General features: G+C 35.5%; 10 protein-coding genes and 2 pseudogenes. 4 read left to right on the top strand and 8 right to left on the bottom strand.

Features of this window, described 5'->3' with window-relative positions:
• A pseudogene (locus RHOW815_RS04450) lies at positions 1–239 on the top strand (transposase); the annotation flags it as partial.
• An 11-nt stretch (positions 240–250) separates the two neighbouring features.
• On the opposite strand, the pseudogene RHOW815_RS04455 reads toward RHOW815_RS04450, so the two are convergent.
• From RHOW815_RS04455 to RHOW815_RS04475, 5 genes and pseudogenes are all read right to left on the bottom strand, one after another.
• Positions 251–428 (bottom strand): annotated as a pseudogene (locus tag RHOW815_RS04455) (IS30 family transposase); the annotation flags it as partial.
• Positions 429–884: 456 nt separating this feature from the next.
• The gene (gene rho / locus RHOW815_RS04460) at positions 885–2,159 is read right to left on the bottom strand and encodes a transcription termination factor Rho (protein WP_256439911.1); all 1,275 of its coding nucleotides are present in this window, start codon (positions 2,157–2,159) and stop codon (positions 885–887) included.
• A gap of 102 nt (positions 2,160–2,261) precedes the next feature.
• Positions 2,262–2,858: a dephospho-CoA kinase gene (coaE, locus tag RHOW815_RS04465; RefSeq protein WP_434062173.1), complete on the bottom strand. Its 597-nt coding sequence runs from the start codon at positions 2,856–2,858 to the stop codon at positions 2,262–2,264.
• A gap of 2 nt (positions 2,859–2,860) precedes the next feature.
• Positions 2,861–5,506 carry a DNA polymerase I gene (gene polA / locus RHOW815_RS04470; RefSeq protein WP_215217140.1) on the bottom strand — a complete coding sequence of 882 codons (2,646 nt, stop codon included), beginning with the start codon at positions 5,504–5,506 and terminating at the stop codon, positions 2,861–2,863.
• A gap of 44 nt (positions 5,507–5,550) precedes the next feature.
• Positions 5,551–6,597: a S49 family peptidase gene (locus RHOW815_RS04475; protein ID WP_215217141.1), complete on the bottom strand. Its 1,047-nt coding sequence runs from the start codon at positions 6,595–6,597 to the stop codon at positions 5,551–5,553.
• Positions 6,598–6,836: 239 nt separating this feature from the next.
• On the opposite strand from RHOW815_RS04475, the gene RHOW815_RS04480 reads away from it, so the two are divergent.
• The gene (locus tag RHOW815_RS04480) at positions 6,837–7,886 is read left to right on the top strand and encodes a mechanosensitive ion channel family protein (protein ID WP_215217142.1); all 1,050 of its coding nucleotides are present in this window, start codon (positions 6,837–6,839) and stop codon (positions 7,884–7,886) included.
• A gap of 1 nt (position 7,887) precedes the next feature.
• Here RHOW815_RS04480 and RHOW815_RS04485 read toward each other — a convergent pair whose 3' ends face one another.
• Together RHOW815_RS04485 and RHOW815_RS04490 are read right to left on the bottom strand one after the other, a co-directional pair.
• Entirely contained in the window at positions 7,888–8,403 is a 516-nt protein-coding gene (locus RHOW815_RS04485; RefSeq protein ID WP_215217143.1) for a CDP-alcohol phosphatidyltransferase family protein, read from the bottom strand.
• A gap of 36 nt (positions 8,404–8,439) precedes the next feature.
• Positions 8,440–9,066 carry a DedA family protein gene (locus RHOW815_RS04490; RefSeq protein ID WP_215217144.1) on the bottom strand — a complete coding sequence of 209 codons (627 nt, stop codon included), beginning with the start codon at positions 9,064–9,066 and terminating at the stop codon, positions 8,440–8,442.
• Positions 9,067–9,204: 138 nt separating this feature from the next.
• On the opposite strand from RHOW815_RS04490, the gene RHOW815_RS04495 reads away from it, so the two are divergent.
• Together RHOW815_RS04495 and msrA are read left to right on the top strand one after the other, a co-directional pair.
• Positions 9,205–9,675 carry a hypothetical protein gene (locus RHOW815_RS04495; protein WP_215217145.1) on the top strand — a complete coding sequence of 157 codons (471 nt, stop codon included), beginning with the start codon at positions 9,205–9,207 and terminating at the stop codon, positions 9,673–9,675.
• Between the two features lie 7 nt (positions 9,676–9,682).
• A complete protein-coding gene (gene msrA / locus RHOW815_RS04500) occupies positions 9,683–10,186 on the top strand; it encodes a peptide-methionine (S)-S-oxide reductase MsrA (protein WP_215217146.1) in 504 nt (167 codons plus the stop codon).
• 165 nt (positions 10,187–10,351) lie between these two features.
• On the opposite strand, the gene RHOW815_RS04505 is transcribed toward msrA, so the two are convergent.
• Positions 10,352–10,497, bottom strand: a 146-nt coding sequence (locus RHOW815_RS04505; RefSeq protein ID WP_215217147.1) for a transposase, incomplete at its 5' end; no start/stop codon positions are given.

A 10,497-nucleotide genomic window follows, 5' to 3' on the forward strand; every position in this document is an offset into this window, starting at 1 on the left:
GGATATTCTGGAGAAAAATTTGCAAAGAGTGTGCAGGAGATATTAGGATGTATAGTAGAAATAGCCAAAAGAAATACACTTCATACTTTTACAGTTATTCCCAAAAGATGGGTTGTAGAGCGTTCTTTTGCGTGGATAGAAAAATGTCGCAGGCTATGGAAAAATTGCGAAAGAAAACTACATACAAGCCTGAATAGGTGGTTCTTGCTTTTATTGCTCTACTTTTGAAAAGAGTTTAAACAGGCTCTAAAAAGCTTTGTGTTTTAGGAAAATATTGCCTAACTAAGTCCGTTTGTATGCTCATTTAAGCCTCTTTCCCAAGAATGGTAGGGCGTTGCAAAGTAGAAGTCTGTCTCTAGCTCGAAACTAAACATTTGGTGATAGGCAAATTCTTTTCCGTTGTCTGCTGTTAGTGTGTGTGCAAAATCTTTGATATGTTACCAATTATTGTACAATAAGGTTGACTTAGCAATCTATTCATTTTGTTTCTATTTCATGATATTCAAGCACGAGAACTAGGATCAGGCGCACAAACTAGATTAGAGATAGCTAAGAATTTGGGCATAACTTATAATCTGATCTGTTCCTTCATAGCATGTGCTATCGCTAGTGATTGGTTTACTTCCAAAAGTTTCATGTTGCTATTTCATCTTATCTATTTGAAAAACAAAGAGATAAACTCAACATTGAGGTTTGTAGGAAGAAAGGAACCGTCCTCTGAAAAAGAAGAAAAGTACCTAAGAGAAATCTGCGAATATCAGTATTGCAGTTTCTCAAGGGGCACCCCTTATATGGTTTTCTATAACCTAAAAGATCACAGTGTTGAAGCACAAAAAAACAAACACATCTTAATAAGGAATTAAGATGTGTAATTTAAAGGAAAATTATTCTTTCATGGTGAGAAGAAACTCAGCATTGCTACCGGTTTTCTTAAGACGGCCAAGCAGCAAGTTCATAGCATCTAAAGGAGCTAGATCTGCTAATGCTTGGCGCATAACATAAATTTTTTCAAGCTCTTCTGGATGATATAAAAGTTCTTCTTTACGAGTTCCGCTTTTAATCAGGTCAATAGCTGGCCATACTCGACGATCCGCTAAGCGTCGATCTAGAACTAACTCCATATTTCCAGTTCCTTTGAATTCTTCAAAGATTACCTCATCCATACGAGATCCGGTATCAATCAATGCAGTTGCAATAATTGTTAAAGAGCCACCCTCTTCTATATTTCTTGCTGCGCCAAAGAATCTTTTCGGTTTATGCAAAGCATTTGCATCGATTCCTCCTGTTAAAATTTTACCAGAATGAGGCTGAACGGTGTTATAAGCACGCGCTAGACGGGTTAAAGAATCTAAGAGAATCAGTACATCATGGCCATATTCAACAAGACGCCTTGCTTTTTCAATCACCATTTCAGCTATTTGAACGTGTCTTTCGGGAGGCTCATCAAAAGTAGAGGAAATAACCTCTCCTTTGACGCTACGGATCATATCAGTGACCTCTTCTGGGCGCTCATCAATTAATAAGACCATGAGAAATACTTCTGGATGATTGACAGCAATAGAATTAGCAATGGTCTGTAAAATCATTGTTTTCCCCGTACGAGGAGGGGCTACAATAAGCCCTCTTTGTCCTTTTCCAAAAGGAGCTGTTAAATCAAGAACTCGCGGGCTGAGTTTTTCCTTACCACATTCCATCACAAGGCGAGCATCGGGATAAAGAGGGGTAAGGTTTTCAAATAAAATACGGTCTCTTGCTTTTTCAGGGGGTTTATTGTTAATCTTTTCTACTTTTAACAGAGCAAAGTATTTTTCCTTTTCTTTAGGAGAGCGGATGGTTCCATACACCGTATCTCCTTTCTTTAAATCAAAACGACGAATCTGTGCTGGCGAAACGTAGATATCTTCAGCAGAAGGAAGATAGTTATAATTAGGAGAACGTAAGAAGCCAAATCCATCTGGCAGAATTTCAAGAACTCCTTCTCCTACCAAAACCTCTTGAGGTTTTTCAGATAAAAACTTTACGATTTCGAAAACCATCTGAGATTTTGTGAGCGCACCCAGATTTTTCAGACCAATATTGCGTGCAAAAAGGGTAAGTTGGTCCATATTCATTCTTTGAAGATCTGCTATTTTCGTAATCGACTCGACGGGAGTGGTCATGAAAAGGGAAGAATTATTTTGTTCTGGGTCCTGGAACCCTTGAGTGGTGTCTTCGTTTGTCATTGAAGTTAAGGCTCCTTCGTTTAAATTGCCCATAAATTTTTATTGAGTGGTTAGCAAGGAATACAATTTGGTCACTTGGTCTTTTAAGTAGGCTAAACTTCCATTGTTTTTAATCACATAGTCAGACTTTTTTGCTTTACTTTCAGGATCGATTTGTTGAGCCATGCGTTGCTCAAATTCTCTTATTGTTTGATGTGTTTGTTTGATGAATCGCTTTTGGCATATGGATAGATCAGCTGTAACTGTAATGACAATATCAAATTCGTCTTGTTTAAATAGCTCATAAAGTAAGGGAATCTCAGCTATAAATAAAGGGTATTTACCAGCCTGCCTAGCATGTTGATATTCTTTTTCAATTTCAGTATACACAACAGGATGAATTAATGCTTCTAAGACTTTTAAAAGCCTTATATCAATAAAAGCTTGTTGTGCAATTTTTTTTCTATTTAAATAATTATTTTCAGCAATGCTTGGACCAAATAATTGGACAAGCTTCTGACCAATTATGCTGTCCGGTACTAGTAAATTATGGACAATCTCATCAGCACTTACAACAAAGGCACCCAAGTCTTTAAATAAATGGCACACAGTTGTTTTTCCAGAGGATAGCCCACCAGTTATAGCTAGCTTTTTCAATTTTAGCATTCACTCCAATTTTTTCCAATAGCAATATCTACTACTAAAGGAACTTTTAAAGACATGACACTCTCCATAATCTGTTTTACTTCTTTTCCCAGTAATAAAATGTCTTGGTCGGGAGCTTCAAATAAGAGCTCGTCATGAACTTGCAGAAGCATTTTAGCTTTTTTAGAAGACTGTTTTAAATAATTATCTACTCGGATCATCGCTATTTTAATTAAATCCGCAGCACTTCCTTGAAGAGGGGTATTAATAGCTAATCTTTTTGCAAATGCTCGAATAGAGGGATTTTTATTATGAATCTCTGCAATAGGGCGCTGACGACCGGTAATGGTTACAACTTTACCTGTTTTTCGAGCGGTTTCTTCACAAAATTCAATAAAATCTTTTACTTTTTGATAACGCTGAAAATACGTTACAATAAAGATTTCTGCCTCTTTGTAGGAAATATTAAGATCTTGAGATAAGCTAAAAGCTTGTTTCCCATATAAGATTCCAAAATTAACCGCTTTTGCTTGATAGCGCATGGTAGGAGTTACTTCCAAAAGAGGCACTCCAAAGACCAAGGACGCGGTATAGCTATGGATATCTTCTTGATTGTTGAATGCTCGAATTAAAGCAGGGTCTTCTGAGAGATGGGCTAAGATTCTTAGCTCGATTTGTGAATAATCAGCGGATAAAAAACTATAATCGAGTTCTTGAGGCTCGAATGCTTGGCGGATCTTTTTCCCCTCTTCTGTTCGAACCGGAATATTTTGTAAATTGGGATTTTGACAAGATAGACGCCCTGTTGCTGCTGTAGATTGATTGAATGTGCAGTGAACCCGTTTTGTTACAGGATTTACTTGCAGAGGTAATGAATCGGCATAAGTAGAGCGCAGTTTTTCAAGAGTTCGGTATTCTATAATTTTTTTAACGATGGGATATTCTTTTTTAAGTGTATCTAGCACATCTATAGATGTAGAGTAACCAGTTGTTGTCTTCTTAGGAGGTTTGATTTGTAGTTTTTCAAATAGAACAGAGCTTAATTGTTTAGGTGAATTTACATTGAATTTCTGACCTGATAGTTCATAAATTTGTTGCTCAAGATGTAAAATTTTAGAAGACAGAGCAAGAGATGTCTTTTCTAAAGTGTTTACATTTATATAAATACCATTGCGTTCCATTTCTGCAAGAACAAAAATTAAAGGAATCTCTACTTCTGTAAATAAAGTAAATAAGCCTTGTTCTTGTAGTTTTGGCTCCAATTGTTCTTTTAATTGCAGAGTGCAATCTACATCTTCACAACAATAATCCTTTATCAGATCAAGAGAGACGTCTAACATAGATGTTTGTTTTTTCCCCTTACCTATTAAGCTCTCAATAGATATTTTTTCTCTGCCTAATCGTTTTAGAGATAGTTCATCGAGACTATGTCTCTGTGTATTAGGATGTAACAAATAAGAGGCTAGAATGGTATCAAAGTGAATCGATTGCAGAGAAATAGTCTCGTTTTTTAATACATGCAGATCATATTTAATATTATGGCCTATAAAACCAATTTCTTTTTTTTCTAAAAGGGGTTTGATTTTTTTAATGACAACTTCTTTACTTAAAAATCCATTTAAAGGGACGTACCAAGCATGTCCTGCTTGAACAGCAAATCCAATCCCTACCAGTTGGGCTAACATAGGATGTAAATGAGTTGCTTCTGTATCTATGCAGATCTTTGTTTCTCGTTCTAATTTTTTAAGAAGCTGTTCTAAGGATTCTACATCATTGACTAGGGAATAGTTTTCCTGGGATGCCTCTGTATTAAGAGGAAGCTCTTTTAATAAAGAAAGAAAATCCATCTCTTGAAAAAATTGCTTAATTTTTGCAGTATCGGGGTTCTTAAGTTGAAAAAAAGATGGTTGCGTGGGGGTTTCAATATGTATATCAATTCTTGCGAGTTGTTTGCTCATCAAAGCGATTTCTTCTTGTTTAAGCAGGATTTCTCCTTTTTTCCCTTTGATCTTGCTAACGTTTGCTAAAATTCCTTCTAGAGAACCATATTGATTGAGCAACAAGGATGCTGTTTTTGGTCCAAAACCCTCTAATCCAGGAATATTATCGGAGGAATCCCCTGTTATAGCCAGAAAATCAACGATTTTTGATGGTTCAACTCCATATTGATCTTTTACTTTTTGTTCATCGATTAGTAGGTTATCTTTGTGTAGGTGAATGATATGGATTTTATCTGAAATAAGTTGGCACAAATCTTTGTCACTGGAACAAATGAATACTTCAGAGCCTTCTTTTTCAGCCCATTTTGCAATACTTCCCATTGTATCATCCGCTTCTATTCCCTCTATTGACAGGAAAGGGATCCCTGCGATTTCACAAAAGTATAGAGACCTTTGTAATTGCTCTACCAAATCTAGCGGCATAGAAGTACGATGGCTTTTATATTCGCTGTAGATCTTGGTTCGTGATTTTTTATTATCTGGACCATCAAAGACACAGATTACATATTCAGGGGAAAAATCTTTGATTAATTTATAGAGAGAGCGAATAAACCCATATAACGCATGAGTGGATTCTCCTTTTAAATTGGTCATAGGAGAAATGGCGTAATAGGCTCGAAACAAAAGATTAACTGCGTCGACAATATAAATTTTATTCATGAATATAAAAAACCCTCCCTACTTTTAGGGAGGAAAAAGCAGGGTTAGAGAAGTTGTCCTGGTTGATAAAGATAAAGAAACTTACCTTCTAATTCTGGATGAAGAGAATGAGGTCTAGGGGAAAATAAATGACTCATTTTTTCTATGAAAGAACATCTAGCCTGGGATAATTCTGATAGAAAATTATGAGCGAGTTGGATAGTCATCACTTGATACGATTCTAAGTTTGCTCGGCTGGCAAGTGCTTCTAGCGTTTCATTATAGCTGCTATTTGCTACATCTATGTAACCATACTCCAACGCTTCTTCAGATATAAATACATGAGCACCATAATCGGAAATGAGTTTTTGTTTGTTCAAAGCAGGACGTGCTGATGTAACAAGATTTACAAATTGCTGATACATGGCGGAGGTTAAGTTGCGATAGGAGAGGTCTTCATCTTCTTTCCAAGGTCTAAAAGGATTTAACGCATCCTTATCTTTACCTTGTGTGATTGTCAAAGCCTCTACTCCGTAGCATTGCATCAAAGTAGAGAAATTAAAAGCCGGACCAAAACGCACTCCGACAGACCCTATAACACTATTAGAAGAGGCAAACACTTTATCTGCAGCACAGGCAATATACATACCACCTGATGCACACATGCCATCTACATACGCATAAACAGATAATTTATGCTTTGTTTTAAAGTTCATTATAGCGCGATAAATCCCATCGGAATCCGTTACAGTTCCTCCTGGTGTATTTATGTAAAGCACAACCGCCTTTACTCGATCGTTTTTCAATACACCTTCTTGGGCATCGATTAATAAAGAAGTGATTTTTTCTGTGGTAAGATTTTTTATGCCTATTATTCCAGAGATATCCAACTTCAATATGACATCGGAAGTAGGGCCTATTAGTTGTCTTTGACCCTTGGCATCTGGGCTGAGCAAAAGCGTACTTTTTTCTGGTTGTATATAGGGAGAAGAAAGACTGATTAAACCAAATAAGATAAGCATAAGGGCTGTAAAAAAACCGATAAAAACAGCAAAAGAACGAAAAAAAGAACGAATAGTAGAAGTTATAATCGATTCTCTAGGGTAGTGCATATTTCTTATCTCCAATAGATATTATGGGTTCTTGAATCTTAGAGAAGTATAGTTTTTTGATCCAGCTTTTTACCTTGTCTAAGAAAATCGCATAGAGTATATAGTAGTGCCAATTCAAACGGCTAGCTTAATGGGGTTCAAGTCAACGACTTGAAACTTGTCGTTAATCCTGTATTTTTCTATCCGATTGAATCGGAACCACTATATACTAGGATTTACTTTTTTATAGAGCAATAGACATGATCAGTTTTTCTTTTACAGATTTGCAACGGTTTTGGTGGTTAAAAATTGTATTTTATCTTGGGCTGCTAATTTTTATCAGTTTTTTTCTCAAGAAAATCCTTAGGAAGATAGCAAGACGTTTTCCTTTAGATTGTTGGAAAGGCAGGATCGATACTATTTTTTATTTACCCAGTTTTCTTTTTCTATGGATTTGTGCTATTTGTTTGATCACTTCTCTTGTTGCAGTTCATTTTCGACTCCCTCTTATCTACGAATATAGTCATTCTTTTTTTAAAACAATCGTTATTTTTACCTTAGTTTGGGTGTTTTTGCGTTGGAAAAAAGAAATAGAGAAAGATTTTATTTACTTTAAGCAGACCAAAAAAAAAATCGATATGCCACATGTTTTCATGATAGGTCGATTAATTTCCATTGTTGTTATTTGTATATTTTCGTTGATCATTTTACAAATTTGGGGATTAGATATAGTTCCTCTAATTGCCTTTGGAGGTGTAGGTGCAGCAGCTTTGGGATTTGCAGCTAAAGAGGTTATTGCCAATTTTTTTGGAGGCATGATGCTTTGGATCAATCGTCCTTTTGTGTTAGGCGATTCCATTTCCTTACCTGATCGTGGAGGTTTAGAGGGGATTGTAGAGGAACTAGGTTGGTATTTAACTGTAATAAGAGATAGAGATAAACGCTTGGCCTATTTACCTAATGCCATTTTTTCTACGATCCATGTCATTAATATATCGAGAATGAGTCATCGACGTATTCAAATTACGGTGGGTATTAGAAAAGAGGATTTTGCGAAGTTAGGAGAGTTGACACAAACCTTAAAAGAAGTATTTGAAAAGCATCTATCGGTAGATGCTTATTTACCGATTAATGTGATTTTCTCTTCTTTTGGAATGTATTCATTAGAGTTATTTGTAGAAATCTATACCAAACAGACAAGATACGAACAGTATTTACTAGTAAAACAAGAAATTCTGTGTCTTTTATATAAAACAATTCAGCAAATGGGCATTCAGGTGCCAAACCCTATAATGGTTATTGAAAAATGATTTAAGATTTATTTTGCTTAACAACTAATAGTTGTCTTTTAAAGAGCTCTATAAAAGCTAGAAGGCCAAGCGTTATAAATAGCAAATATAAATAAGCAGAGAATCGATATCTCATAGCTAACCCGATTAAAATAAAAAATTGCAACGCTGTAGATACTTTGCCCCATCGAATCGATTCAAAACGGTATCCCGACCAGGCTGATCGAAAACTTAAATAGATCCCAAATAAACACAAGAAAAAATCACGTGAAACAATTGCACAAGCTTGCCAGATAGGCAATCTTTTTTCCATTAGCAAAATAGATAAAATAAAAAATACAAAGAATTTATCCATGGCAGGATCTAAAATAGCTCCAAGCCTTGTAACAGCTCGACGCTTGCGTGCTAAGTAACCGTCTACGATATCGGTTATCATGGCTAGAATAATAGCAGTGATACGTACAGGAATACTTTCATACAGAAATAAAAATGCTAAAGGAGCGCGCAAAAGTGATAAGCTATTTGATAAACCAATCATATTAGTTTTTGACTCATTTTGATTTAAAAGCTAGTTCTAGTTTATAGAAGGATTTGCCTTTTGGACCCTTTTCCATTGCTTATACCAAATTCCTGCAATTACCGTCACACCGAAAACTATCAATACAAAAATATTGGCGGTTTTAAAGTGTTGCCATATGACCTTATAAAATTGACTAAAGCTGTAAAATAAATAAAAGTAGACCCCGCTCCAAATAAGACATGCAAAAGCGTCCATAAAGATAAATCGAAGAAAATTAAATCGACTCATTCCAGAAGACATAAAAATGCAGTTACGTACTCCAAAGGGGATAAAGCGTCCAATAAGAAGGGTTAAAAATCCATATCTTTCATAAAAATTTTTGATTTTTTTCATCCGGTTTACATGAAAGATCGATTGAAACCACTTAAAACGAGACAGCTGTAAGCCAAAAAGACGGCCCATCCAATAAGCACACCAAGCGGAAAAGTAACAGCCAAGGATAACACTTATCAATAAATGCCAGGTGTGTTCTGGTAGAATAGTAGCAGCGATAAAAGCACTGAGCAAAATCAACAGGTCTGTGCTTAACGGTATATTAAAACCAGCTAAAATAATCCCTCCAAATACATACCAATGTGCGTTATGGGCATGGCGCGTAATCAGTTCCAACAAACATTCCATATGCTTTCCCTTATATCACACTTTCCATTAATTGGATATTTGTTCAAACAAAATATCCATTAAAAACTCGGAGCTAAGCTTGTATAAAAAAACTTTTTATTATATCCTAGTAAGGAATATACTTTAAAAGAGGGGAGTATGCTTTTTAAAAAAAATAAAAACCTTATTGCTTTAAGCGCTACTATTCTCATTTCTTGTTTTTTATTATTGGCCATTTATGGAAAGGTTTTTTACCCCTCTGAAAAAATCAAAAAGTTAGAGCATTGGGTTAGTTTTTTTGAAATATGTTTTATCATAGCTCTTTTTATCTACAGAAATCATTGGCCCATGTGGGTGATTACAGCTGTGATGTTTGCTTCATTCGCTGGGTATTCTATTTTTTGGTATAGCATTAAACTTCCCTGTGCTTGTATGGGAACACTCATTCCGCACGCTTCTTCACTGTATTTTTTTTTAGATCTTATCTTTTTTGTTCTTGGTTTAAGCATGACTTATCTTTTACAGATAAAACATTCTGCTCTCTATTTTTGGGGTTTTTTGGGAGGGGCTTTTTTTTTAATAGGCTACGCTTTTGCAGAGAAAATTTACCAAAAATTTATTTTATTATAAGAGAACTATGGAAGAATTAGCGACGTTTGCAGGAGGGTGTTTTTGGTGTATACAACATGATTTTGATCATTTGTCAGGTGTTTTACAAACACAGGTTGGTTATACAGGAGGGGATATAAAAAATCCCAGCTATAAAGAGGTTTGCTCAGAAAAAACAGGACATGTAGAAGCTGTTCAAATACTCTATGATCCAAGGCAGATTAGTTATGAAAAACTTCTAGATTTTTATTGGCATCATATTGATCCTACAAGATCCGATGGCCAATTTTGTGATATTGGTTCGCAATATCGACCAACGATTTTTTATCACAACGCACAACAAAAAGAGTTAGCAGAGTGCTCTAAAAACGAGCTACCCTTATCCTGCTTAGTACAAATTTTGCCAATGCAAACCTTTTATCCGGCAGAGCTATATCACCAACAGTTTTATAAAAAAGATCCTGCAAGATATGAATCCTATTCTTTCTATTCAGGTAGAAAACAGAGATTAAAAGATTTGTGGAAAGAATAAAACATTATAATAGATGGACCTTTCAACCTTCATAGGTTAGCTTGGAAGTTCTTTCTACCATTGATACAATTATGCCTTTATGTCCTGTCCCTATGAACCTCAGTTTTGGGTTTTCTAGAAAATAACTAGTTCTAAACTTTCCTTATCAGACATCTTAGAGCCTGTTTAAAATCTTTTCAAAAGTAGAGCAATAAAAGCAAGAGCCACCATATTCAGGCTTGTATGTAGTTTTCTTTCGCAATTTTTCCATAGCCTGCGACATTTTTCTATCCACGCAAAAGAACGCTCTACAACCCATCTTTTGGGGATAA

This window comes from Candidatus Rhabdochlamydia sp. W815 (assembly GCF_018642185.1).
Classification (GTDB): Bacteria; Chlamydiota; Chlamydiia; order Chlamydiales; family Rhabdochlamydiaceae; genus Rhabdochlamydia; species Rhabdochlamydia oedothoracis.